The organism is Mesorhizobium sp. M0848 (assembly GCF_040319805.1).
GTDB lineage: Bacteria > Pseudomonadota > Alphaproteobacteria > Rhizobiales > Rhizobiaceae > Mesorhizobium.
Window position 1 is genome coordinate 16,303 of sequence record NZ_JAMYOM010000023.1, and the last position, 24,508, is coordinate 40,810.

23 protein-coding genes are annotated in these 24,508 nt (G+C 62.8%); 8 read left to right on the forward strand and 15 right to left on the reverse strand.

The features are described from left to right. Positions 1 to 46: 46 nt before the first annotated feature. The gene (locus NKH95_RS24160) at positions 47 to 304 is read left to right on the forward strand and encodes a DUF2798 domain-containing protein (protein ID WP_023809663.1); all 258 of its coding nucleotides are present in this window, start codon (positions 47 to 49) and stop codon (positions 302 to 304) included. Between the two features lie 67 nt (positions 305 to 371). On the opposite strand, the gene NKH95_RS24165 is transcribed toward NKH95_RS24160, so the two are convergent. The 7 genes from NKH95_RS24165 to NKH95_RS24195 form a co-directional block, all read right to left on the reverse strand. Continuing rightward, positions 372 to 740 carry a thiol-disulfide oxidoreductase DCC family protein gene (locus NKH95_RS24165; protein WP_352440457.1) on the reverse strand — a complete coding sequence of 123 codons (369 nt, stop codon included), beginning with the start codon at positions 738 to 740 and terminating at the stop codon, positions 372 to 374. After that, complete coding sequence (locus NKH95_RS24170; RefSeq protein WP_352760384.1) at positions 741 to 1,805, reverse strand: DMT family transporter; 1,065 nt, start codon at positions 1,803 to 1,805, stop codon at positions 741 to 743. Between the two features lie 26 nt (positions 1,806 to 1,831). Next, positions 1,832 to 2,101: a putative hemolysin gene (locus NKH95_RS24175; RefSeq protein WP_352893436.1), complete on the reverse strand. Its 270-nt coding sequence runs from the start codon at positions 2,099 to 2,101 to the stop codon at positions 1,832 to 1,834. Between the two features lie 106 nt (positions 2,102 to 2,207). Continuing rightward, entirely contained in the window at positions 2,208 to 2,501 is a 294-nt protein-coding gene (locus tag NKH95_RS24180; protein WP_352555748.1) for a GYD domain-containing protein, read from the reverse strand. A gap of 181 nt (positions 2,502 to 2,682) precedes the next feature. Beyond that, positions 2,683 to 4,704: an RNA polymerase sigma factor RpoD gene (gene rpoD, locus NKH95_RS24185; protein WP_352893439.1), complete on the reverse strand. Its 2,022-nt coding sequence runs from the start codon at positions 4,702 to 4,704 to the stop codon at positions 2,683 to 2,685. A 423-nt stretch (positions 4,705 to 5,127) separates the two neighbouring features. Beyond that, positions 5,128 to 7,062 carry a DNA primase gene (dnaG, locus tag NKH95_RS24190; RefSeq protein WP_352440454.1) on the reverse strand — a complete coding sequence of 645 codons (1,935 nt, stop codon included), beginning with the start codon at positions 7,060 to 7,062 and terminating at the stop codon, positions 5,128 to 5,130. 136 nt (positions 7,063 to 7,198) lie between these two features. Beyond that, the gene (locus NKH95_RS24195) at positions 7,199 to 7,579 is read right to left on the reverse strand and encodes an RcnB family protein (protein WP_352613114.1); all 381 of its coding nucleotides are present in this window, start codon (positions 7,577 to 7,579) and stop codon (positions 7,199 to 7,201) included. A gap of 387 nt (positions 7,580 to 7,966) precedes the next feature. On the opposite strand from NKH95_RS24195, the gene NKH95_RS24200 reads away from it, so the two are divergent. Both NKH95_RS24200 and NKH95_RS24205 read left to right on the forward strand, forming a co-directional pair. After that, positions 7,967 to 9,631 carry a Na/Pi cotransporter family protein gene (locus NKH95_RS24200; protein ID WP_023809671.1) on the forward strand — a complete coding sequence of 555 codons (1,665 nt, stop codon included), beginning with the start codon at positions 7,967 to 7,969 and terminating at the stop codon, positions 9,629 to 9,631. 144 nt (positions 9,632 to 9,775) lie between these two features. Next, complete coding sequence (locus NKH95_RS24205) at positions 9,776 to 10,960, forward strand: MFS transporter (protein WP_352893441.1); 1,185 nt, start codon at positions 9,776 to 9,778, stop codon at positions 10,958 to 10,960. A 59-nt stretch (positions 10,961 to 11,019) separates the two neighbouring features. Here the strand turns inward: NKH95_RS24205 and NKH95_RS24210 are convergent, their stop codons facing one another. Continuing rightward, positions 11,020 to 13,194 (reverse strand): heavy metal translocating P-type ATPase, encoded by a 2,175-nt coding sequence (locus NKH95_RS24210; RefSeq protein WP_352893443.1) that lies wholly within the window; start codon positions 13,192 to 13,194, stop codon positions 11,020 to 11,022. A 106-nt stretch (positions 13,195 to 13,300) separates the two neighbouring features. On the opposite strand from NKH95_RS24210, the gene NKH95_RS24215 reads away from it, so the two are divergent. Beyond that, positions 13,301 to 13,717: a MerR family transcriptional regulator gene (locus tag NKH95_RS24215; RefSeq protein WP_023809674.1), complete on the forward strand. Its 417-nt coding sequence runs from the start codon at positions 13,301 to 13,303 to the stop codon at positions 13,715 to 13,717. An 8-nt stretch (positions 13,718 to 13,725) separates the two neighbouring features. On the opposite strand, the gene NKH95_RS24220 is transcribed toward NKH95_RS24215, so the two are convergent. After that, the gene (locus tag NKH95_RS24220; protein WP_128305492.1) at positions 13,726 to 14,283 is read right to left on the reverse strand and encodes a GNAT family N-acetyltransferase; all 558 of its coding nucleotides are present in this window, start codon (positions 14,281 to 14,283) and stop codon (positions 13,726 to 13,728) included. A gap of 181 nt (positions 14,284 to 14,464) precedes the next feature. After that, positions 14,465 to 16,663 carry a catalase/peroxidase HPI gene (gene katG, locus NKH95_RS24225; RefSeq protein WP_023809675.1) on the reverse strand — a complete coding sequence of 733 codons (2,199 nt, stop codon included), beginning with the start codon at positions 16,661 to 16,663 and terminating at the stop codon, positions 14,465 to 14,467. A gap of 263 nt (positions 16,664 to 16,926) precedes the next feature. Between katG and NKH95_RS24230 the strand changes: the two genes are divergently transcribed. Beyond that, the gene (locus NKH95_RS24230; RefSeq protein WP_023809676.1) at positions 16,927 to 17,880 is read left to right on the forward strand and encodes a hydrogen peroxide-inducible genes activator; all 954 of its coding nucleotides are present in this window, start codon (positions 16,927 to 16,929) and stop codon (positions 17,878 to 17,880) included. 19 nt (positions 17,881 to 17,899) lie between these two features. Here the strand turns inward: NKH95_RS24230 and NKH95_RS24235 are convergent, their stop codons facing one another. Beyond that, entirely contained in the window at positions 17,900 to 18,613 is a 714-nt protein-coding gene (locus NKH95_RS24235) for a DNA helicase (protein WP_023809677.1), read from the reverse strand. Between the two features lie 403 nt (positions 18,614 to 19,016). Here NKH95_RS24235 and NKH95_RS24240 point away from each other — a divergent pair, with 403 nt between their 5' ends. After that, the gene (locus tag NKH95_RS24240; protein ID WP_128305494.1) at positions 19,017 to 20,000 is read left to right on the forward strand and encodes a hypothetical protein; all 984 of its coding nucleotides are present in this window, start codon (positions 19,017 to 19,019) and stop codon (positions 19,998 to 20,000) included. A gap of 483 nt (positions 20,001 to 20,483) precedes the next feature. Then, positions 20,484 to 21,401 (forward strand): NADP-dependent oxidoreductase, encoded by a 918-nt coding sequence (locus NKH95_RS24245; RefSeq protein ID WP_352893447.1) that lies wholly within the window; start codon positions 20,484 to 20,486, stop codon positions 21,399 to 21,401. 34 nt (positions 21,402 to 21,435) lie between these two features. Here the strand turns inward: NKH95_RS24245 and NKH95_RS24250 are convergent, their stop codons facing one another. Beyond that, on the reverse strand, positions 21,436 to 22,071 hold the full coding sequence (locus NKH95_RS24250; RefSeq protein WP_352893449.1) for a hypothetical protein: 636 nt from the start codon (positions 22,069 to 22,071) through the stop codon (positions 21,436 to 21,438). A gap of 285 nt (positions 22,072 to 22,356) precedes the next feature. Between NKH95_RS24250 and NKH95_RS24255 the strand changes: the two genes are divergently transcribed. After that, a complete protein-coding gene (locus NKH95_RS24255; RefSeq protein ID WP_128305497.1) occupies positions 22,357 to 22,797 on the forward strand; it encodes a DUF2267 domain-containing protein in 441 nt (146 codons plus the stop codon). A 60-nt stretch (positions 22,798 to 22,857) separates the two neighbouring features. On the opposite strand, the gene NKH95_RS24260 is transcribed toward NKH95_RS24255, so the two are convergent. From NKH95_RS24260 to pcaD, 3 genes are all read right to left on the reverse strand, one after another. Beyond that, positions 22,858 to 23,073, reverse strand: coding sequence for a hypothetical protein (locus NKH95_RS24260; protein WP_013530133.1), 216 nt, complete (start codon positions 23,071 to 23,073; stop codon positions 22,858 to 22,860). 45 nt (positions 23,074 to 23,118) lie between these two features. Continuing rightward, a complete protein-coding gene (locus NKH95_RS24265) occupies positions 23,119 to 23,364 on the reverse strand; it encodes a hypothetical protein (protein ID WP_023809680.1) in 246 nt (81 codons plus the stop codon). Positions 23,365 to 23,626: 262 nt separating this feature from the next. Further along, complete coding sequence (pcaD, locus tag NKH95_RS24270) at positions 23,627 to 24,418, reverse strand: 3-oxoadipate enol-lactonase (protein WP_128305498.1); 792 nt, start codon at positions 24,416 to 24,418, stop codon at positions 23,627 to 23,629. Positions 24,419 to 24,508: the final 90 nt, after the last annotated feature.

Here is a 24,508-nt window from a genome sequence, read left to right on the forward strand (position 1 = left end):
ATGGATGCCAATGCGACGGACCGGACACTTCAGGGAAACTCTCAAAATGACTGCAAGACATCAGCGCAGGAAGCTTCCTGCGCGCTATGCCGCTGTTCTTAGCCCGCTGGTGCTGTCGCTGTTGATGACCTTCATCGTCTCGTTCATCTCGACGTTGAAAAGCCTTGGCTTCCACCCCGAGCTGCCGTCCATCTGGCTGACCGCCTGGGGGCTGTCCTGGCTGGTGGCGTTTCCGACGCTGCTGCTGGTGCTGCCGGTGGTACGCCGCATCGTCGGCGCGCTCTGCGAGCCGGCCAGCCGATAACTCGCACGAAAAAAGGTCCGGAGATGTCCTCCGGACCTTTGCGCTTCTGGTCATTAATCACGAAGCGCTACCAGCGACCCTTGCGCCGGTTCCAGGCATAGAGAAGGTCGGCGAAACGATCATAGGCAAAGCGTGTCAGCGGCAAGACAACCGGATTGCCGAACACCATCGCCAGCCAGCCCTCGCCCGGCGTGACCTTCCACACGGCGATGGCAACGTCGGCGCCGACCAGCAGCCTGCCCGCCGCGTCGGTGGCGTGCAGCCGGCGGCGGATATCCTCAAGCGACGCGCCATGCCCGGCAAGCGCTGCCGGTTCAAAATTGATGTCTCGGAACTCGATCCGCCCGGCCTTGACCGCTTCGATCAGCCGCCGCTTCTGCCTGCTTATGCCGGCATCGCAGACCGGGCAGCGCGTGTTGTACCAGACGGTCAGCATTTATCCGTGGCCATGCCTGTGGTGCAGGTCGGGATAATGCGGATGCCGGTGTCGCATTGGGGCATGCCGGTGCCAATGAGAATGCGGCTCGCTTACCGGCCCGTCATGATGGTGCTGGTGGTGTTCGTCATGCACATGGCTGTGCTCATGCTCCAGTTCCTCATGGTCGTGCTCATGCTCATGGCGCTCCGACAGATGCAGCCACAGGCCAACACCCATCAGAAGTCCGGCGGCCGCAAGCTTGAGCGTGACGGCGTCACCCAGGATGGCGATTGCCAGCAGCGCGCCGATGAAGGGAGCGAGCGAGTAATAGGCCCCTGTCCGGGCGGTACCCAGATGACGCAGCGCCACGATGAACATCACCAGGCTGACCCCAATGCCGAAGAAACCGACTGCCGCGGTCGCTGCAATGACCGACGCCCGGGGAAACAAGGCCCCGCCGGCAAGCGCCAGCCCGACATTGACGACACCCGCCACCAGCCCTTTGAGCATGGCGATCACCACCGGATCGGTGGCGGAGATCCTGCGCGTGAAATTGTTGTCGATCCCCCAGGCCAGACAAGCTCCTGCCACCAGCAGGGCGCCACGGTTGAAGGCTACGCCCTCACCTTGCCACGACAGAAGAACGGCGCCCGCCAGAATGGCGAACGCGCCGAAAAGCAGGCGCCGGTCGACATTCTCGCGATAGACGAGCCAGGCGATCGCCATCGTCGCCAGCCCTTCCAGGTTGAGCAGCAGCGCCGAACTGGACGCCGTGTTGAGGGTCAAGCCGAACATCAGCAGCACCGGCGCGATGATGCCGCCCATGCCGATCGCCAGCGCCAGCCAGGGAATATCCCCAGCGGTCAGTTGCGCCTCCCCGGCCGCGGCCTGCCTGCCCCGAAGCAGGCGGTACAGAGCCAGCCCGAGACCGGCACCGAGATAGAGCAGCCCGGCCAGCATGAAGGGATTGACGCCATTGAGCAGCAGCTTGCTGAGCGGCGGCGTCGCCCCGAACAGGGCGGCCGAGCCAAGCGCGAGTGGCACGCCGGGCCACAGATGCGAATGGGAATGCGGTTCGGACATGATCTCACCCTATGATGGCAGGTGTGTCACTTGCGGCGCATGGCAGCCTTCGGCCCGACGCACTTGTTGTCGCGAAACAGCGCCCACTCCTCGCAAAGGCGCCCATTGGGCAAGCCGCAGAATCCATATTCATTACCGGCCTTGTCCTTCCTGATCACCAGGCGCCCGCCGATCTCGCCACAATGGACGGGCGCCGGATTGGCCATGCCGACCGGTTTTTGCGCGCCGGCGCCGGCGGAAAACGGCAGCGACGACAAAGCGGCAAAGCTGGCGACCAATATCGAAACCTTCTTCATCGCGATCTCCCCGGCCGCATTCTATCACGGCGAAGCGCCCCGTCTTGCGGCAAAGCGCCACCAGGCCGGCACCAACCAGCGACTTCGAGAAACCCTGCCGATTCCTTCACCCGAGCGAGGTGATGATCTCGCGGTAGGCTAATTCGGGAAAGGCCTTCAGCGTCCGCGTCCTGACATTGCCCGCTGCCGCCAGCATCAGCGAGAAGCGCGCCAGCACCGCGTCGTCGGGGGCTTCGACCACAGCCACCATATCGTATTCGCCCATGGTCAGGTAGAACCCCTTGAACGATCCGCCCATGTCTCCCAGTTGCCTCCTGGCGGCGTCGAGCCGCTTCGGTGACTCGCGTACGTTCCTGGCACCTTGCTCCGTCCAGTTCATCAGCACGATGTAGCTTGTCATGGCACACCTCCCTCCGGGGCCACGGAGCACGGCGGCTTCGCCGGGGCGGGCATCCGGGTTGTCGCCCAGAAAATGCATCCGACACCGAAATTATCCTCCCGAAGGGCCTCGCCCGCAAGAGTGCGTCCCACAACAAAAAAGGGCGCCATCGGCGCCCTTGAACTCTTTGCATCGGTAAGTCTCAGCTATCCAGGAAGCTGCGCAGCTTGCGCGACCTGCTCGGGTGCTTGAGCTTGCGCAGCGCCTTGGCTTCGATCTGACGAATGCGCTCGCGGGTAACAGAGAACTGCTGGCCGACTTCTTCCAGCGTGTGGTCGGTGTTCATGCCGATACCGAAGCGCATTCTGAGCACACGCTCCTCGCGCGGCGTTAGCGAGGCCAGCACGCGCGTGGTGGTCTCGCGCAGATTGGCCTGGATCGCCGCGTCGATCGGCAGGATCGCCATCTTGTCCTCGATGAAATCGCCCAGATGCGAATCCTCCTCGTCGCCGACCGGCGTTTCGAGCGAGATCGGCTCCTTGGCGATCTTCAAGACCTTGCGCACCTTTTCGAGCGGCATGGCAAGCTTTTCGGCCAGTTCCTCCGGCGTCGGCTCGCGGCCGATCTCGTGCAGCATCTGGCGCGAGGTGCGCACGATCTTGTTGATCGTCTCGATCATATGCACCGGAATGCGGATGGTACGCGCCTGATCGGCGATCGAACGCGTGATCGCCTGCCGGATCCACCATGTCGCGTAGGTCGAGAACTTGTAGCCGCGGCGGTATTCGAACTTATCGACCGCCTTCATCAGGCCGATATTGCCTTCCTGGATCAGGTCGAGGAACTGCAGGCCGCGATTGGTGTACTTCTTGGCGATGGAGATGACGAGGCGCAGGTTGGCCTCGACCATTTCCTTCTTGGCGATCGCCGCTTCGCGCTCGCCCTTCTGCACCTGGTTGACGATCTTGCGGAATTCCAGGATCGAGATCGCCGTTTCGGTGGCGAGGTTCTGGATCTCGGCGCGCAGGTCCTTGATCGCATCCTTCTCGTTCTTGGTGAATTCCTTCCAGCCGCGCGATGTCAGATTGCCGATCGAGCGCGTCCAGTTCGGGTCGAGCTCGGAACCCTGATATTCCTTCAGGAACTCTTCGCGGCGCACGCCATAGCTTTCGGCCAGCCTGAGCAGCTTGCCTTCGTTCTGCACCAGGCGCTTGTTGATGTCGTAGAGCTGCTCGACCAGCGCCTCGATGCGCGCCGTGTTGAGCGACAGCGACTTCACCGCCTTGATCAGCTGGTCCTTGAGCTCCTTCAGCCGGCGGTCCTGGCTGGGCGACAGCGTGCCGGAGGCGGCCAGACGGTTCTCGACCTGCTGGTCCTGCAGCTTGCGCAGCTTTTTGTAGGTGTCGGCGATAACGTCGAGCGTCTCCATCACCTGCGGGCGGAGTTCCGCTTCCATCGCGGCCAGCGACAGGCTGGCTTCGTCCTCGTCTTCGTCGTCGTCATCCGTCAGCCCACGCGTATCGGCGCCGACATTGGTGATGTCGTCTTCGTCGTCGCGCGAACGGCGCGGCTTGTCCTCGACCTTGGCTTCCTCGACGCGCTCAACCACCGGCGCCTGCTTGGCCTCGGGGCCGGCATAGGTGGCTTCGAGATCGATGATCTCGCGCAGCAGGATCTTGGATTCGTTGAGTTCGTCGCGCCAGATGATGATGGCCTGGAAGGTCAGCGGGCTTTCGCACAGACCCGCGATCATCGTCTCACGGCCGGCCTCGATGCGCTTGGCAATGGCAATTTCGCCCTCGCGCGACAACAGCTCGACCGAGCCCATCTCGCGCAGATACATGCGCACCGGATCGTCGGTGCGATCTGTCGGTTCTTTCTTGGTGGTGGTGGCGGCGACCGCGGTGCCGGTCTGCTCAGCCAGCTCGTTGGCGTCTTCCTCGGCATCGGCCGCGGTGTCGGCGGCCTCGGGCTCCTCGCCCTGCTCGTCGTCCTCGACCACGTTGATGCCCATGTCGGACAGCATCGCCATCGTGTCCTCGATCTGCTCGGAGGTCACTTCCTCTGAGGGCAGCACCGAATTCAGCTCGTCCATGGTGACATAGCCGCGCTTCTTAGCGGCCTTGATCATCTTCTTGACAGCATCATCGGAAAGGTCGAGCAGAGGGCCATCGGTGGCGCCTTCGCGTTCGGTTTCGACCTCTTCCTTTTCCTTTGTCGCCATAGTCTTTATCTTCTCCTAGCGGCCGAACTTCAAAGCCGCGTAAGCTGTCGGACCAGTCAAATCGGATGCGCTCGCTTATGAAACGCGCTTCACCGGGCCAGTAACTGCATCAACTCGTTTCGTTTGGTGTATGTCGTTGCCCAAATCGGGTTTCCCCTTTTGGGCGACATGCATTAAGTCCAGATTAACCCTGATATCTGTGGCAGGCGGGCTGCCTGTCCAGTGACCAGTACCTCACATCGCTTGTTTTCCCGTGACGCGGGTTCGGGTTAACGTTTCGAATCGTCCTGATTCCGCCAATCTGCCAGAAGGTCAAGCGCCTCTCGCATGATTCGCATGAAAAAAGCGAATCAATTACCCGACTTAGCCCGTTACGCGCCATTTGGACGCGCAACGACGCTTTCTCAATTCACTCGCTTCCAACTAAGCTCGCCCAGCCCTGCCCGAGGAGACGCCAAACCCTTCGATCAGCGCTTCCGTGGCCTGCACATCCTGGAATTGCGCCTGAATTTCGATCAGGTGCTGGTAGTTTTCATCTGTGGGATCGGTGGCGAGCGCCGCTTCCGCCTGTTTCAGTTCCTTATGTAAGGTGCGCGCGCTGCGCTGCAAGTGCAGCGCCTGGCTGAAAGCATCGCGGGCATCTTCAAGGGCGGCGGTCTCCAGCGCCGGCCATTGCCGCATCCGCCGGATCAGCCCGACGGCCCGCTCCCAGATCTCGGCGCAGCCGGCGCGTTCGATCGTCGCAATCACCGCCTGCCGGTCATTGGCCATGTCGTGCGCCATCGCGTCGAGAATCGCTCCATGCAGCCGCCTCAGATCGGAGTTGGCGAGATCGAGGAACTCGATATGAGCGAAATTCTCGTCGATCAGCGCCGGATGGTTGACCAATGCGACGATGATCGTCGCCTCGCGCACCGACATCCCTTCGCCGCCGCGTTTGACCAAAGCCGACTGGCCGAGGCTTTCGGTGATCGCCATGCGGCCGCTGCCGGCCTTGGCGAACTGCCCGCCGGGCGCGGCCGTCTTGCCTTGGCCCTGTTTCCAGTCTTGCCGACTTTGCCTGGTGCCGCGCTGCGAGCCGAAGAAGCTCAGCACACGCTCTCGCATCTCCTGCTGGTAGTGGTAGCGCAGGCTTTCGTCGCGGATGCGGCTGGTCAGTTCGCGCAGCGTCTTCTCGAGCTCGGCCCGCCGCTCCGGCGTATCGAAGACTCCGCCCGCCGTCTCACGCATCCATAAAAGGTCGACCAGCGGCCGCGCCTCGGCCAGAACGCGACGAAACGCATCCGGTCCTTCGGCCTTGACCAGATCATCGGGATCCTTGCCTTCCGGCAGCAGCGCGAAGCGCGCCGAGCGCCCGGCCTGCACAGACGGCAGCGCCATGTCGGCGGCCCGCCACGCTGCCTTCAGCCCGGCCTTGTCGCCGTCGAAGCACAGCATCGGCTCCGGCGCCATGCGCCAGAGCAGTTCGAGCTGGTTCTCGGTAAGCGCGGTGCCGAGCGGCGCCACGACGTTCTCGAAGCCGGCCTGCGCCAGTGCGATGACGTCCATATAGCCTTCGACGGCGATGACCGTGCCGCCCTTGGCCAAGGCCTTGCGGGCGCGGGCGAAATTATAGAGCACATTGCCCTTGTGGAAGAGTTCGGTGTCAGGCGAGTTCATGTATTTGGCCAGCGCGTCCGGCTGCAGCGCACGGCCGCCGAACGCGATGATCTTGCCCCGGGAATCCGGAATCGGGAACATGATGCGGTCGCGGAACCAGTCATAGGAAACCGGGATGTCGTCGCCGTGGCGCACCAGTCCACAAGCCTCGATGTCGGCCTTGGGCACGCCCTTGGCGGCGAGATGCTCCTTCAGCGCATTGCGGCTGTCGGGCGCAAAACCGAGCCGGAACGATTGCTGCGTCGCCGGCGTCAGCCCGCGGTCTCTGAGATAGGCGCGGGCTTTGGCGCCTTCCGGCCCCTGTAGCCGTTCCTGGAAGAAGGCGGTCGCCATCTCCATGACGTCGGTCAGGCTGGCGCGTTCCTTTTCGCGCCGCTCCTCCTGCGCATCGCGAACCGGCATCGGCACACCGGCCATGTCGGCGATCTTCTCAACCGCCTCGGGAAAGCTCATCCCGTCGAGTTCGGTGAGGAACTTGAAATGATCGCCCGAGACCGAGCAACCGAAACAATGGTAGCGGCCCTTTTTGTCCTCGCAGTGGAAGGAGGGGCTCTTCTCGCCGTGGAACGGACAACAGGCCCAATAGTCGCCGCGCGGCGCGTTGGTTTTCTTCCTGTCCCACGCAACGCGCTGGCCGATAACCGATGAAATCGGCACGCGGTCGCGTATCTCGTCGAGGAAGGCGGGTGGAAAGCGCATCGGGGAACTCGTTTCCCGATTATATAATCATACCCATGAAATCCGACGACCCTTAATGCGGGCCATACCCGGTTTCCACAGGCAAAAGAGGCGGCCGTTGCGGGCCGCCTCTTTCCAATATCCGCCTGGGGACCGCTTAATGCGCGGCAAGCACGCCGAAAATGACGCCGGAGAGCACACCGACCAACACATAGTCGTTGCCGACGCGGATCCATTCCTGGCCGCGGCCGGGACGATGCAGGCCGTAGCGGCCGTAGTCGCGGATCGGCTGGTGCTGTCTCCAGCCTGAATATTTATGGCCGTTGCGCCAGTTGTTGCGCTTCACGATGACCTTCTTATGGATGACGCGCTTCTGGATGAAGCGCTTCTTGACATCCCTGTTGGTGGGCTTTTGCCAGTCGACCTGGCTGTAATTCGACTGCGGAGCGTTCGGTGCATTCAGCGGTGCGGCTTGGCCGGTGAGCGACGTAGCGGCCAGCATCGAGAAAGCGAGTGCGGAAAGGACAATGCGTTTCAAAAGAAGTCTCCTTGGTTGTCGATGCCAGAGGAATAGCGGGCCACCGATGAACCGAAGCTGAACGCCTGCATTACAATTGTGTAATGATTTCCTTTATTTACCCAATAGAGCTGAACATAATCGCAAAGGCAGGAGCCGGTCGCGCTGCTAACTCTGCCTATCCGTTGCTTCGAGCCCGCCCCGCAATGCAACCATTTGCGCGTCCGTCCATTTTCCGACACCGCCCGTCGCGCTGCAACGGCCCTTGAAATCGACAAGATTTTATTATCCGGCTAAAATATTCGAGTTATTATAAGTCACCGCCATGAACATGATTCGTACCCTCGTTTTCCCTTCTGATCGCCACGCCAAACAGGACGCGCATCCTGTTTGCATGCGGGGGGCGAAATGAGCGGGTCCGTCGTCCTTCTGCATCTGGCCGGCGCCGTGGCGCTGATGCTGTTTGCCACCCGCATGGTGAAGACCGGCGTTGAACGCGCCTATGGCGACGTGCTGCGCCACCGCCTGCGCGCCACCATGCGCAATCCGATCATGGCGGTGCTGGCCGGCACCGGCCTTGCCATCGCCCTGCAGAGTTCCACAGCCGTCACGCTGCTGGTCGGCTCCTTCGCCGGCTCTGGCATCGTCTCGGGCGCCGCGGGCCAATTGGCAGTGCGCGGCGCCGAGATCGGCTCTGCGCTGGTGGTCAAGCTGCTGACCTTCGACCTCACCTTGCTGGTGCCGCTGTGCCTGATCACCGGCACGGTCATGTTCATGGCCACCGAGCGGCGCGACTGGCGCCAGACCGGCCGCATTCTGGTCGGCATCGGCCTTTTGATCCTGTCGCTGGAGATGATCGGCCAGGCGTCTGAGCCGCTGCGCAACAGCCAGCTCATGCCGGTCATCATCAACTACTTCTCGACCGATTCCATCACCGCCTATCTGCTGGCGGCGCTGATCACCTGGCTGTTCCAATCGAGCATCGCGGCGGTGCTGTTGATGGCGACGCTGGCAGGCCGCGGCCTGATCACGCCCGAACTCGGCGTCGTTCTCATCCTTGGCGTCAACCTCGGCTCCTCGATCATCGCGCCGATGCTGACCCGCTCGTCGAGCCCCGAAGTGCGCGTCGTGCCGATCGGCAACCTCCTGATGCGCGGGCTTGGCTCGCTTGTCATGCTGATCCTGGTCATGATCTTCAGGCCGCACTTCGCCTTTCTCGGTTCGACGGCGGCGGACCAGATCGTCAATGCCCACATCCTGTTCAACGTGCTGATCCTGCTCGCCGGCCTGCCGCTGGCAGGGTTCGTCTACCGCGCTTCGGAGAAGATCGTCGCACTTGGCACCAAGCCGGTGCCGGCCGCCTCGCTTGACGTCGTCGAACTGTCCGCGCTCAACGAAAGCGCGCTCGACGTGCCGAGCCAGGCGCTGGCCAATGCCACCCGCGAGGTGGTGCGGGTCTGCGAGACGATCGAGATCATGCTCAAGCGCATCATCGAACTCTATGAAAGTGCCGATGCCGACAAGATCAAGGCGCTGGCCGCACTCGACGACCGCGTCGACCGCAAGCACGCCGCGATCAAGCTCTACCTCGCCAAGTTGACCAGGAACCCGCTGACCGAGGACGAAGCGCTGCGCTGCCAGGAACTGATCGGCGCCTGCGTCAAGCTCGAGCAGGTCGGCGACATCATCGTGCGCAACATGCTGGTGCATGTGAAGAAGAAATTCGAGCGCGGGTTGGAATTCACCGACGAGGGCTGGGCCGAGCTGTGCGCCTTCCATGGCTCGGTGCTGGCCAATGCGCGGCTTGCCTTCAATGTGCTGGTGTCGCGCGATCCCGAGACTGCCCGCCAGTTGGTGCTGGAAAAGGACCAGCTGCGTGACCGCGAGAAGGAAACCAGCGCCAGCCATTTCGTGCGGCTGCGCGACGGCACCGCCAAAAGCGTCGAGACCAGTTCGATTCATCTCGATACCATCCGCGACCTGAAGCAGATCAATTCGCTGCTGGCCTCGATGGCTTATCCGGTGCTCGAAGAGCGCGGTCTGCTCACTGGGTCGCGGTTGAAGGCGAGCTGAGAAGCAGCCAATCTCCCCCACAAGGAGGGAGATTGGCGCTTCACCGCCTCGCTCACTGAAGAAAACCTAAACTCGCGACAAAAATTTCTTCATTGCCCGCAAAGCCCATCCGTGGTTTGAGGCCGTTCCAGCTAAGGCCTTGCCATGTCGCTTCCGCTTATAGCCCTGTTCATTGCCGCTTTTGCCTTCGGCACCACCGAATTCGTGATTGCCGGCGTGCTGCCGCAGGTGGCGCAAGGTCTTGGCGTTTCGGTCCCCTCGGCCGGCTACCTCGTCTCCGGCTATGCCGGCGGCATCGCCATCGGCGGCCCGCTGCTGGCGCTCGCCACCAAGTCGCTGTCACGCAAAAGCCTGCTGCTCGGCCTCGCCATCGCCTTCACCATCGGCCAGGCGGCTTGCGCGCTGGCGCCCGACTTCACCTCGATGCTACTGTTGCGCATTGCCGTGGCGGTCGCGCATGGCGCCTATTTCGGCGTCGCCATGGTCGTCGCCGTCGGTCTCGTGCGCGAGGACCAGCGCGGCATGGCTGTCGCCGTCATCCTGTCCGGCCTCACCGTCTCCAACGTCATCGGCGTGCCGGCCGGCACCGCGATCGGCAACATCTGGGGCTGGCGTGCCACCTTCTGGGTGATGTGCGCGCTCGGCGTGGCGGCAACGCTTGCCATGGCAGCCCTGTTGCCGCGCACCACCGGATCGTCGGTCAGGCCCGCCGGTTTTGCCCGCGAGGTCCGTGTGCTGGCCCGCCAGCAGGTCTGGACCTCGCTGATCCTGATGTTGATGCTGATGATCGGCCAGTTCGGCCTGTTCACCTACATCACCCCGACACTGCTGGAGGTCACCGGGCTCGACGAGAACCTGGTGCCGTGGGTGCTGCTGCTCAACGGCGTCGGTGCCACCCTGGGAGTCTTCCTCGGCGGCAAGCTCTCCGACTGGAAGCTGATGCCGTCATTGATCACCATGCTGGCCCTGCAGGCGATGACGCTGGCCGTCATCTACGCCGTCAGCCCCTATCCCCTGCCGATGGTTGTGGCGATCGTCGTCTGGGGCGGCCTCAACTTCGCCATCGGCACACCGATCCAGACCCGCATCCTGGCCTGGACGGCGGACGCCTCGAACCTCGCCTCGTCGCTCATTCCGTCCGGCTTCAATGTCGGCATCGCGCTGGCCGCGTCGTTGGGCGCCGCGATGCTGAACAGCGGCTATGGCTACCGTAGCCTGCCGCTGCTGGGCGCCATCGCCATGCTGGTCGCCGTCGCGGTCGCACTGGCATCTTATGTCTGGGAAGGGCGCAGCAACGCCACGCCGCCGCTGACGGCTCCGGCGGAATAGACCACGATCCGGAAAAGTGGCCGCCGGTTTTCCGAAAAGATCGGATCAACCAAAACACTTCACCCGCGCCAGCGCAGCAGGCGCATGGCGTTGGCGGTGACCAGCACGGTGGCGCCGGTGTCGGCCAGGATCGCCGGCCACAGGCCGGTGATGCCTAGAATGGTGGTGACCAGGAACACCGCTTTCAGCCCGAGCGCCACACTGATGTTTTGGCTGATATTGGCCATCACCGCCCGCGACAGCCTCACCATCCGCACGACGTCCGTGATGCGGCCATGCAGGATTGCCGCATCCGAGGTCTCCAGCGCTACATCGGTGCCGCCGCCCATGGCGATACCGATGTCGGCGGCGGCGAGCGCCGGTGCGTCGTTGATGCCATCGCCGACCTTGGCGACCTTCAGCCCTTCGCGCTGCAATTCGCCGATGATGCGCTGCTTGTCCTGAGGCAACAGCTCCGCCCGCGCCTCGATGCCGAGCGAAGCGGCAATGGCTTGCGCCGTGCGGCGATTGTCGCCGGTCAGCATGATCGTGCGGATGCCTTCGGCCTTCAGCGCCGCAATGCCGACCGCCGCATCCGGTCGCGGCTCGTCACGCATGGCGATCAGCCCTGCCACCACGCCGTCGGCGACCAGCACCGAGACGGTCTTGCCCTGCCCGTTGAGGCTGTCGACGGCAAGGCGCTGCACTTGCGTCATGTCGGCGCGTTCGCCCGCCGCCGGACCGGAGCCGAGGAAGACGGCGACGCCACCGACGCTGCCCTCGACACCTTTGCCCGAGATCGCCTTCGCCGCCAGAGCCGGCGGCACCGGCGCACCATCAGCCTTGGCCCTGTCGAGGATCGCCATGGCCAGCGGATGGCTGGAACCCTGCTCGAGCGCTGCCGCCAGCGCCAGCACGGTGCGTTCATTGCGGCCATAGGCCATGATGTCGGTCACCACGGGCCTGCCCGCTGTCAGCGTGCCGGTCTTGTCGAAGGCCACCGCCGTGATCCGGCGAAACCCTTCCAGCACCGCACCACCTTTCATCAACAGGCCACGCCGCGCCCCGGCCGCAAGGCCCGCGGCGATTGCCGCCGGCGTCGAGATGACCAGCGCGCAGGGGCAGCCGATCAGCAGGATCGCCAGGCCCTTGTAGATCCATTCGTTCCAGTCGCCGCCAATGAGCAGCGGCGGCAACAGGGCAACCAGCGCGCCGACCGCCAGCACCGCCGGGGTGTAGTATCTTGAGAAGCGGTCGATGAAGCGTTCAGTCGGAGCCTTGGCTTCCTGCGCCTCCTCCACAAGCCGCACGATTCGGGCGATGGTGTTGTCAGACGCGGCAGCCGTCACGCGAACCCTGAGCACGCCGTCGGTGCTGACGGTACCGGCGAAGACGGGCTCTCCAGTGCCCTTGCGCTTGGGCGTGCTCTCGCCGGTCACCGGCGCCTCGTCGATTTCGCTCGACCCCTCGATGATCTCGCCATCGGCCGGAATGCGGTCGCCCGGCCGCACCAGGATGATGTCGCCGACGCCGAGCTGTTCGGCAGGAACTTCCGATGTGCCGCTCGCGCGTTCGACCAAGGCCGTCTTCGGCACCAGATCGGCAAGTCCCTGGATGCTCGCCCGCGCCCGGCCGGCTGCGACACCTTCCAGAAGTTCACCGATCAGGAACAGCACCACCACGGCGGCGGCTTCTTCCGTAGCCCCGATCATCACGGCGCCTATCGCCGCGATGGTCATCAGCATCTCGATCGAGAACGGCGTGCCGGCCAATGCCGCCATCAGCGCTCGCCGTGCGATCGGCACTAGGCCGACCAGCAGGGCGGCAAGGAAGACCCAGCGCTCGGCCGCAGGAAGAAGATGGCCGATGCCGTAGGCGGCGAGAAGCGCTGCCGCGCAGGCCAGCGTCAGCACGGCACGGCGGGAGCGCCACCACGCCTGCCCCGGCGCCGCATCGCTGTGATCATGATCAGCATGATCATGATCCTTGGCCACTGAAGCACGCCCATCGGCCCCGCCTTCCGCCTTGACGATGCCGTAGCCCAGCCGCGCCACCTGCCGCAGCACCTTGTCGTCGTTGAGCCAACCGCTGTGGCTGACCGTCATGCTGGCGCCGGTCACCGAAACCGAGACATCGGCGACGCCGTCGAGACGACGCACCGCCGTATCGATCTTGGCCGCGCAAGAGGCGCAGTCCATGCCGCCGATCTTGAACCGTGTCTGCCCGATCGTTTCCTGCTTGAGCGGCGTCGTCATCACATTACCTGCCTGTCTTGCCCGCGCGGCGTCGCCGCATGGGTCTTGAATGCTGATGTCAGGCACTATAATTGCTCTAGTCACTAGAGCTTCAAGGGAAAATTTCATGTTTTCGATCGGTGATCTCTCGCGTCGCACCGGGGTCAAGGTGCCGACAATCCGCTATTATGAGCAGATGGGCCTTGTCGCCGCGCCCGAGCGTTCGGAAGGCAACCAGCGCCGCTATTCCAGGCAGGAGCTGGAGCGGTTGGCCTTCATCCGCCACGCCCGCGACCTCGGCTTCGCCGTCGACGACATCCGCTCCCTGATCGACTTGAGCGGCCACCCCGAGCAGCCCTGCGGCCACGCCGACAAGATCGCCGAGGAGCAACTGATCTCGGTGCGGGAAAAGATTGCCCAGTTGAAGCGACTCGAGGCCGAGCTCGAACGCATCGCCACGTGCTGCAATGGCCAGACGGTCGGCGACTGCTACGTCATCCGCGCGCTGTCGGATCATGCGCTGTGCGCCGATGAGCATGGTTGAGACACATCCTACAGCTCGATCCGGAACCGCAAGCTTTCCGCCCCGCCATAGGCGGCGTCCTCGAAGAAGCGTTCGACGAGCTTGCCGCCATTGGCCAGGATCACCTTGTGCGAGGCCGGATTGCCCGGCTTGGCGGTGATCTCGACGTGAGCCAGGCCGACCGCCCTCGCCTCGTCCAGCATCAGCCGCAGCGCCTCGGTGGCGTAGCCGCGCCGCCGCTTCCACGGCACCACCGAATAGCCGATATGGCCGAGCACATGCGGCGGCAGTCCCGCCGTGCCCTTCTGCCAGCGAAAGCCGATCGAGCCCGACGCCTCGCCATCCCAGATCCAGCGGCGGAAGCCCGGCAGGCGCGGCACTTTTTTGCCGTCGGGCAAGCTGATCGGGCCGCCCTTGGCCTGGGGATTGTCGAGGTCGGCAAGAAAGGCCACGGGATCCTTTTCGATGGCCGCGAGCTGCTCGCGCGTCGCTTCCATCAGCCGCACATTGTCCGGTGACCAGCCGCGCTCGAGCGCCACCTTGTAGGATGGCAGATGTTCAAGCGCGGGTTTGACGATTTCGATCATGGTGCATCGGCGGAGACGCTACGCCGATAAATAGCAGCATTGCCCGGCAAGGCACGGTCCACCAAGGAGCAGCCTCTTACGACAAGGCCGCGTTTCCATCGCTGGAAACGCGGCCCCGATCTTATGTCCTTGGGAGGACTGGAGCTCCGGCGCAGGCGCGCGGGAGTACCCTTATGCGAAGTCAGGCGATGTCGAAGCGGTCGGCGTTCATCACCTTTGTCCATGCCGCCACGAAATCCCTGGCGAATTTCTGGCTTGCATCCGCGGAGCCATAGACCTCGGCAAGCGCACGCAACTGGGCGTGCGAGCCGAAGATCAGATCGGCACGGGTGCCGGTCCACCTGACCGCCTTGGTCTTGCGGTCGCGCGCCTCGTACACCTCTTCCGAACCCGGAACAGAGCCGGCGGCCGGATCCCAGACCGTGTTCATGCTGAGCAGATTGACGAAGAAGTCGTTGGTCAAAGTGCCCGGCCTGTCGGTGAACACGCCGTGCTTCGATCCGCCGGTATTGGCGCCGAGCACGCGCAGACCGCCGACCAGCACCGTCAATTCCGGCGCGGTCAACGCCAGCAACTGCGCCCGGTCGACCAGCATGGCCTCGACCGACATCGGCTGCTTGCCCCTGACGTAATTGCGGAAGCCGTCGACCTTTGGCTCGAGCGCGGCAAAGGAATGCACGTCCGTTTGCTCCTGCGAGGCGTCCATGCGGCCTGGCGTGAACGGCACCTTCACCTCATGGCCTCCGTCCTTCGCGGCTTTCTCGACCGCGGCAACGCCGCCAAGCACAATCAGGTCGGCAAGAGAGACTTTCTTGCTGCCCGCGTTGAACTCCTTCTGAATGGCTTCGAGCTTGGCAAGCACCTTCGACAGTTCCGCCGGCTGGTTGACGTCCCAATCCTTCTGCGGCGCCAGTCGGATACGTGCCCCGTTGGCGCCACCGCGCTTGTCGGAATTGCGGAACGTCGAGGCCGAGGCCCACGCAGTCGAGACCAATTCGGAGACTGAAAGGCCCGATGCCAGGATCTTCGCCTTCAGCGAGGCGATGTCCTGCTCGCTGACCAGCTCGTGGTCGATGGCCGGGATCGGATCCTGCCAGATCAGCTCTTCCTTCGGCACGAGCGGGCCGAGATAGCGGGCGACCGGACCCATGTCGCGATGGGTCAGCTTGTACCAGGCGCGGGCGAAGGCGTCGGCGAATTGCTCCGGATGCTCGTGGAAGCGCCGCGACACCTTTTCGTAGGCAGGATCTACCCGCAGCGCGAGATCGGTGGTCAGCATCGCCGGCGCGCGGCGCTTTGACGGATCGTGCGCATCCGGAACGGTGCCGGCCCCGGCGCCACCCCTTGGCGTCCACTGATGGGCGCCGGCCGGGCTCTTGGTCAGTTCCCAGTCGAAGCCGAACAGATTGTCGAAGAAATTATTGCTCCACTTGGTCGGCGTCGTGGTCCAGGTCACTTCGAGGCCCGAGGTGATGGCGTCGCCGGCAATGCCGGAAGCATGCTTGCTCGACCAGCCGAGGCCTTGCGCCTCGATGATCGAGCCCTCTGGCTCCGCGCCAACCAACGACGCATCGCCGGCACCGTGCGTCTTGCCGAAGGTGTGACCACCGGCGATCAGCGCCACGGTCTCCTCGTCATTCATGGCCATGCGGGCGAAGGTCTCGCGAATGTCGCGGGCCGAGGCCAGCGGATCCGGCGTGCCGTTCGGCCCTTCCGGATTGACGTAGATCAGCCCCATCTGCACGGCGCCGAGATGGCCGCGAAGTTCACGGTCGCCGGAATAGCGCTTGTCGTCGAGCCACTTGGTTTCCGAACCCCAGTCGACGTCCTGCTCGGGCTCCCAGACGTCAGCGCGGCCGCCGGCGAAGCCGAAGGTCTTGAAACCCATCGATTCCAGCGCGACGTTGCCGGTGAGGATCAGAAGGTCGGCCCAGGAAATCTTGCGGCCATATTTCTGCTTGACCGGCCACAGCAGCCGGCGCGCCTTGTCGAGATTGGCATTGTCCGGCCAGCTGTTGAGCGGTGCGAAACGCTGCTGGCCTGCCCCGGCGCCACCACGGCCATCGCCGATGCGGTAGGTGCCGGCACTGTGCCAGGCCATGCGGATGAACAGCGGCCCGTAATGGCCGAAGTCGGCCGGCCACCAATCCTGCGAATCCGTCATCACCTGGTGCAGGTCCTTGATCACCGCATCGAGATCGAGCGACTTGAATTCCTCGGCATAGTCGAACTCTTCGCCCATCGGATCCGAAAGGTTCGATTGCTGATGGAGAACGCCAAGATCGAGTTGGTTGGGCCACCAGTCACGGTTGCTCCTGCTGGAGGATCCGTGTGCAACGGGGCATTTGCCGGCGCTGGGATCATCGGTCTGTGCGTCCATGTTCTTCTCCGATCGTGGCTGTGTTGAGCTGTTCAACTGCTGGGTGACAGGGACATAGAAATGTCCCTGGAGGCGGTCCGTTTCATGGCTGGCGCGATGACCATATGCCCGATACGCGACCGAATATGTTGGATGTCCTGTTGCTGCGGGCATGCGCCTCACCAGGCGGTCCCGGCTGCTCCTCATCTTCGTTGCGACTCGTATAGCAAAGCCGTCTGATTAATTTAAGTTGGATTTCCTGATTACAGCGATAAGATGACATTATGACAAACCTGACGCTGAAGCAGTTGCGTTATTTCGAGGCACTGGCGCGGCACAACCATTTCGGACGCGCGGCGGATGCCTGCGCCATCTCGCAGCCCGCCATCTCGGTGCAGATCCGGGAGTTGGAGGAAACGCTTGGCACGGCGCTTTTCCAAAGAGGCCCACGCCAGGTCCGGCTGACCAATTTCGGCGAGGAATTCGCCTTGCGCGTCCGCGACATCCTGCGCTCGGTGGACGAGCTGACGGATCTGGCCCGCGCCTCGCGCGACCGGCTGGTGGGACGGTTGCGCATCGGCGTGATCCCGACGATCGCACCCTATCTTCTGCCTGCCATCATCGGCAACCTCGCCCGCATGCATGACGGGCTCGATATCCACGTGCGCGAAACGCAGACGCAGAAGCTGATCCAGGAACTGGCCGACGGCCGGCTCGATGCGGCCATCGTTGCCTTGCCGGTGTCGGAACCCTCGCTGACGGAAATCGTGCTGTTTGCCGAGAACTTCGTGCTGGTCCGGCCCGGCGAGGATGAGGGAAAGCCGGTGCCCAACCGCGAAATGCTGCGCGAGATGCGGCTGCTCCTGCTCGAGGAGGGCCATTGTTTTCGCGATCAGGCGCTGTCGTTCTGCAACATGCATTCGGCACGGCCGCGCGAGTTGCTGGACGGCAGCTCGCTGTCGACCCTGGTGCAGATGGTCGGCGCCGGCGTCGGCGTCACCTTGATCCCCGAAATGGCCGTGCCGGTGGAGACGCGCTCCGCGGCAGTCTCTATCGCCCACTTCGCCAATCCCCAACCATCGCGGACGATCGGCATGATCTGGCGCAAGACAAGCCCGATCGCCAAACAGCTGCTGCTTATATCCGAAGTGGTTCGCCAGGCGGCCGAAGCATTGCGCGCGCAGCACAGTTCGGCATCGGTTGCACAGCCTCTGAATCTACCGGCAGCGGCCCAATGAAGGCTGGCTGACCGGATCGTCAGCCTGCCGCGTGGAACCGGATTTCGCCCTTGTTCAGGAAGCAGGTCTTGTCGAACAGCGACAGGTCCAGAGGGTTTGGTAACCGCACGTCGCTGATATCGGGAACCGGCTTCCTCGCCGGATCGTATGAGCGATCGATCTGCGAGATGAAAACGAGGATCAATCCCCTGTCGCGGGCAAAGGCCTTCAGCGTGCGGACTTGCGCCATCAGGTCCGGGTTTTCCCGCTTCTGATCGAGCAGTTGCAGATAGTCTATGACCACCAGCGTACCGCGCGCCGCCGCCGCCAGCGTTCTGACGATGTAGTCGGCGCTGATGGCGTCGGAATTGTCGAACACGAACCGGTCGTTGAACCGTGCAGGGTCCGCCCCGATGGCGCGAAACCGGCCCAGCACATCCCGCTGCGTATACTCCAGCGTGAAGAACACACCGCGATGGCCTGATTTCATGGCTTCGACCGCGAGTTCGAGGCACATCAGCGTCTTGCCGTGGCCGGGTCGTGCACCCACCAGAACAAGATCGCCGGGCGCAAGTTGCGCAAACAGTATGCCGGCAGGCGCCGCCTCGGCTGCCTTGGCTGCAAGCAGACTCCAGCTGGCGAAGCCTTCCTGTGCTGCAACACGATCAAGCGCTTCGTGGAGCGGAATTTTGGCCTCGCGGGACAACAGCTTGGCTTGACGCTTCAGATGGTAAACGGGCGCGGACAGCTTCATTGCAAAACCTCCTGGTGCGAGCAGTTTCCGCAATCCCTCCTTATGCCTGGCGCTCGAACAGTCGGTTCGGTGATGAGAGTGCCCTGCATGAACGATGCTTTCCCGGCGGAGGGAGGAGGCGTGGGCTGCGCCAGAATCAGATGATAGCTCAATCCCTGCGTATCGAAAATCGCAGACATTCAAAGATGCGGGGAGCCCGCTGCAAGCCTCGAGCCAGCATCCCGGCGTAGGAGCATTTGCGCGCGTCGATCTCCTTCATGGCTCTTCGTGCGGACTTGCGGAGGGCACGCGTTAACAAAGGGTGCGCTAAACAAGATGTGTTTCGCCTGATAATGCGAGACCCTTTATGATCGATTCCCGGCGGCAACACCGCAAGGAAACGGCTTTGGCAGGAGTTGATCCGGTGCGGTTGAGATTCGTCCCTCTGGGTATCGTCCCGATCCTCAGCCTCCTCGTCGCCGCCATTGCCTTGACGATGTCGGCTCGATCCTTTGCCGCACCATCTGACGTTCCGGCCTGGCTGCAGGCTCACATCGGCAACAGCGACGGCCAGATCTCACAAATTGTCCTCGAACGAGCCCGCGCGCTTTACCGGAAGAAGGTCGCGCAAGGTGCAGTCAAGAACCCCTGCTACTTCGCCATGGATGCGACGCGCCCCAGCGATCTGGGCGATGGCGTTCTGGGGCGCCGCTATTACGTCATCTGCGAAGCCAGCCAGTCGTTTCGCGCGATTTCGTCGGGTCATGGCAGCGGCCGGAATTTGAAAGGCGTTGTCGATTTTTCGAACAGCAAGCGGTGCGCGAAGAATTTCGGCAATGCGATGGATTCGTCGTTGACGGCCGGCGGCGGCTATATCACCCGCGAGGCAAAAACCTCGTTCAAGGGCTATTACCGCACCGCTGCGAAACAGGACGCGGTTTTCCAGCGCACCTTCATCCAGTTCGACGGCGAAGGCGAGGCCGCGAACGCCAGGCAGCGGGTGATCGGCGGCCATGCCGCCCAGGTGCTGCACGGCCTATGCCTGCGCAAAAACCCGAAAAGTTCGCATGCCGACCATGACGGCTTCGTGCCGTTCGGCAAACTGGTCGACTATGCCGGCGGCCGCAGCAATGGCTGCACCAGCTGGTCGCCGGCGGATGCGCAGCAGATTATCCCGATGGTCAAGGACAATCCGACGACGCTCTATATCTACCCGGAATCGCGCGACATCGCCGCGGTCGCAGCCAACCATTCACAGCCGGGCGCCTACTGGAACGCGTCCTGCCTGAAGGAAATCGGCACACCTAAATTCTGGCCGCGAAAGACCCTCGAGCCGATCATCGCCCAATACAGGAAGGATCACCCGGCACCGCCGCCGCAGCCGCTGCCGATCTGCGAAGCGTCTTGAAGTCCGCATCGCACCGCCGCGCCGCTTTATGTTCGGCGTGCGAACCGCATTGATCGGCAGCCCTGCGACCCACCATCAATGATTTCAATCCGATCTCCAGGCCAGCGCACCGGTAGCTCCGGTGCCCCGCCTCTCCTCCTCGATGTCGCAACTCGAAACAGCTGTGTGCATAAGGCCGGATGGATCAAGACTGGCTGAATGCTCTGGCCGAGGAAAGAATTTCCGGCACCACGTTCAGCCGATTGTGGTGGTTGGAACCAACGGCCTGCTACCCAGTTAGAAGGCCAGCAAGTCTGGTTGCAGCCTTGCCGCCATATGAATCAGAACCCGCCGACGCAGTCTACGGCCTAGCAGGATGCCGTCCTTGCGGCGGCGTTGCCCGGCTGGGAAGCCGGTGTGGCTGCCTCCGCAACCTGGGCTGCACAGCCGCTGACGACATGCAGACACCGTCGCCGACAGCCAAACAATAGGAGGTATGCCGACATGAAAGCAGTCCGCATCCACGCTTTTGGCGGACCTGAGGTCCTTTCGATCGATCAAGTCCCCTCGCCTCAGCCGCTTGACGACGAGGTTGTGCTCAGGGTCCGCGCCGCAAGCGTCAATCCGATCGACTACAAGACCCGCGAAGGGTCGGTGAGCGAAACCCTGCCGATCACGCTCGGGCGCGACGTGTCCGGCACGGTGGAAATATGCGGTACGCGGGCGCATACGTTGAAGAAGGGCGACCCGTTATTTGCGATGCTTGGTCATGACCGGGGCGGCAATGCCGAATATGTCGTGGTCAAGGCGACGGAGGCGGCTGCGAAACCGGATCGTCTAAGCCATGTCGAAGCCGCGGCGGTGCCGCTTGCCGGCATCACTGCATGGCAGGGCCTTTTCGACCATGGCGGCCTCAAATCCGGGCAACGGGTTCTCATCCATGGCGGCGCCGGCGGCGTCGGTCATCTGGCGATCCAACTGGCCAAGGCCGCGGGCGCGTTCGTCGCGACAACCGTTTCCGCCGAGGACGTCGTTTTCGTGCGTGAGCTTGGCGCCGATCAGACGGTCGACTACAAGAATCAGCGTTTCGAAGAGGTCGTCAATGCGGTCGACCTGGTGTTCGACCTTATCGCGGGCGACACGCAGGACCGTTCCTGGGATGTGCTCAAGCCAGGCGGGACGCTCGTTTCCACTCTTTCCCAACCGTCGCAGGAAAAGGCAAACTTGCGTCGGGCGCGTGGCGTCTCCTATCTGGCCGAGCCGAATGCGGCGCACCTTGCCGAGATCGGCCGCCTCATCGACGCCGGCAAGGTCACCCCCTTCGTGCTAGCCACCTACCCTCTTGGAGAGGTCGCCAAAGCGAAAGAACGGCTGGAAAATGAGCATGTGCGTGGCAAGATCGTGCTTGAGGTTTCCGCCTAGCGAGTTGGTGCTTCTGCAGTCCCTCTCGAACGGGTTATCCGATCCGCGCCTCGCCGTCGCTGTCCGGCAGGTTCGGAAACAGCACCTTCAGCTTGTGCTCCGCGCTTGCCCAACTGCGCGTGTGATGTTGCCAGAGGCACCAATTGCTCACCGCAAAGGCTAGAATGCCAACAGTCACGGCAAGACTGACTGTCGAGCCAATGACAACCTTGAGCATCACGCCGGCAAAGACACCGGCGATGGCACCGTTGACGACATTCACCATTCCTGCGGTTCCGGCGAACGCTTGCCAGGGCCTTGGCTTGAGGCCGACATCGGCCAGCAGAGCCGTTTGGTTGTCATGAGTGGAGTGAACCAGATAGCGCGCCATCGAGGGAGTAAGCTCGGTGTAGTAGTGCCTGATGCGTGCCATGCCGCGGGCGTGGACCATGTCTTCGATGGCCACCTGTACAGCCCTGACGAATGTCACCAGCCCGATGAAGTAGAGGCATGGCAACAGGATCAGGCTGAACAGCATGAAAGGAAGCCCCATCCTTGTCACCTGGGCGACGAAGGCAAGGGCGATCGTGGCGCTGGATACCGAAGTCAGGAACAAATTTGCGCGCTGATTCGCCTCCTGAATCGTCGCCGCCCTGGCGGTCCCCAGCACCAAATGCTCCGTGGTCATCATCTGCAGGAGTTGCTGCCGGTTCTCGCCTTCATCGGTTTTTGTCTTCCTTGCAGGCATCGCAAAAAACCTGTTGCGGGACGCGCTCCCCCCACCCAATCAACTCCTCAAAGCCGCCCACCCAAGGAACGAACTGCTTCGGAAGGGGTTCCAGCGCAACCAAGAGCGGTTCCGTGATCCCGGAGCAGAGCCGGATCACAGACCGAGCCAATTTTGTAGACAGATAGCGAAACGATTGTCCCCAAGCATCGATTCGAAACCAGACATGAATTTGATGAGGAGGCGATGATGAGCGCTACCGGTTTGGATGTTTTTGACAGGACGCTGCAGACGACCAACATTTGGCTCGACGAGATCATGGACGATCATGGTCCGGATCGGCGGATTGCATGGCACATATTGGGCGCGGTCTTACGGACCGTAAGGGACAGGCTGCAGATCGGGCTTGCGGCCAAACTTGGGGCGGAACTGCCGATCCTGGTGCGCGGCGCCTATTACGACCACTACCGGCCCGCAGCCGAGCCGGACAAAACGCGCTCCCTTGAAAACTTCTCGCAGCACATCGGCGAGGAATTGAAATCGATCCGCCCCGTCGATCCCGAGGAGGCGGCACGCTCGGTGTTCCGAGTTCTTGCACGGCATATTGATCTGGGCCAGTCGGCCAAGGTGCGCGATGCGCTGCCGAAGGAAATCCAGGCGCTCTGGCCCGAGAGCCTCGGCGTCAAATAGCGACGGCAACGACTCTGACGGCCTCCGAGCGGCGCGCCGAGGCTGGCGTCCAGCAGGGCGTCAGTCCCGTAAACGGTTGGCGGCATGATCCTGATGCTGCTCTGTCGCGACCTGCCTGGAGTCCAAACCGCGTTCTTTGGAATGCTGTGCCTTGTCGCGATTGGACAGAACCTTGTTTTCTTCGAGCTTGTCCTTTGGCGTTACGGTCATGGCGCCTGTGCCAGAACCCTTTCCCTGCGAACCTGCTCCGATGTGTTTCTTGCTCCCGCGTGCCATGGGCTGCCTCCAATCTATGACAAATGTTCCAGGATCGGTGCTCATCTAGTCGTCAGGACGGTTTTTGTGATGGACGCTTTCCTGATTTTTGCCGCGAAGGATGTTGCGGTCGTCCGGATCGACGAGGTCCGGTGTGTCGGTTCTCATGTCCGATCCCTTGCGCAGCGCTTCGCGTTCCGCCGCTGATCGTTTCAGATCCGCCTCTGAATCGAAATCCTTGCCGGCGTTCTTTGTGTTTTCCCGCTCTTCAATGATGCGAATTTGTTGATCGTGGGTTTTGCGTCCAGTCATCGCTTCCTCCGGCGTGTTCGTGTTGGCGCTCGAAAGTCACCGGCCACCTCTAAGGTCGGGTCCGAGCCTGCCCTCGTGCTGATAATGGCAAGGTGACGGGATCGTTCCGAAAAGCGTTGAAGACGCTTTTCGCCAGATGGGCTCGGTTCGGCTTAGGCGCTCACGTTGACCGAGGCCGCCGCCCCTCTTCTGAACCATGGCCTCCTTCGAACGTTCGGCGACCACCGGACTGGCGCCGGACGCCTTTCCGTCGCGCTCCAGCTCAGCGCAGGAAATCGACCACAGCCTGGATGAACTCTGCCGGATACTCAATGTTCGACAGATGGACCGCGGGCAGCACGACCAGCTTCGCGCCGGGCACCGCCGCGGCAATCATCTCGCCGTGGCTGGCTGCTGTCACCGTGTCGTGCCGACCGGCGATCACCAGCGTCGGTCGCGGTATCAGTGCTACGGTACGGCGAAGATCGGCGTCGCGAACCGCCGCGAACAGGCCCGCCAGGCCTTGCCGGTCGATAGCCAGCAGCATGGTGCGAAACTCTTCGACCACGGGCTCGTTGGCGGCAACCATCGACGCGGGGAACCAGTTGCTCAGGAACGTCTCGGCGGTTTCCGACATGTCCGGTGCCTGCCGCACCGCGGCAATCCGCTCGTCGAAATAGCTTGCCGGCGAGAGATGAGACGAGGTGTTGCTCAGGATCAGCCGGTCGATCCGCTCGGGCGCGTGGATGCCGAGCCACTGCGCGACGAACCCGCCAAGCGACAGGCCAAGGAAATGTACGCGTTGCAGGTCGAGCGCGTCGAGCAGTTCGATGACGTCGCGGCCAAGCCGGTCGAGCGAGTAGGCGCCGACAGGAACGCTCGATCCGCCATGGCCGCGAAAATCGTAGCGCAGGATACGGAAATGCTTCGACAACTCGCCAACCTGCCTGTCCCACATGTGCAGCGTGGTGCCGATGGAATTCGATAGCACCAGCACCGGCTTGCTTGCCTCGCCGTCGAAGCGGTAGGCGATGCGCGTGCCGTCTCCCGTTATGACGAAATTCAGCTCATTCATGATGAAGATTCCTTCTGGAACGTTTTGAATGAGGCCAAACGTAGCCGAGGGACAATTTTGTTGATATTACAAAGACAGGACAATCTCTGT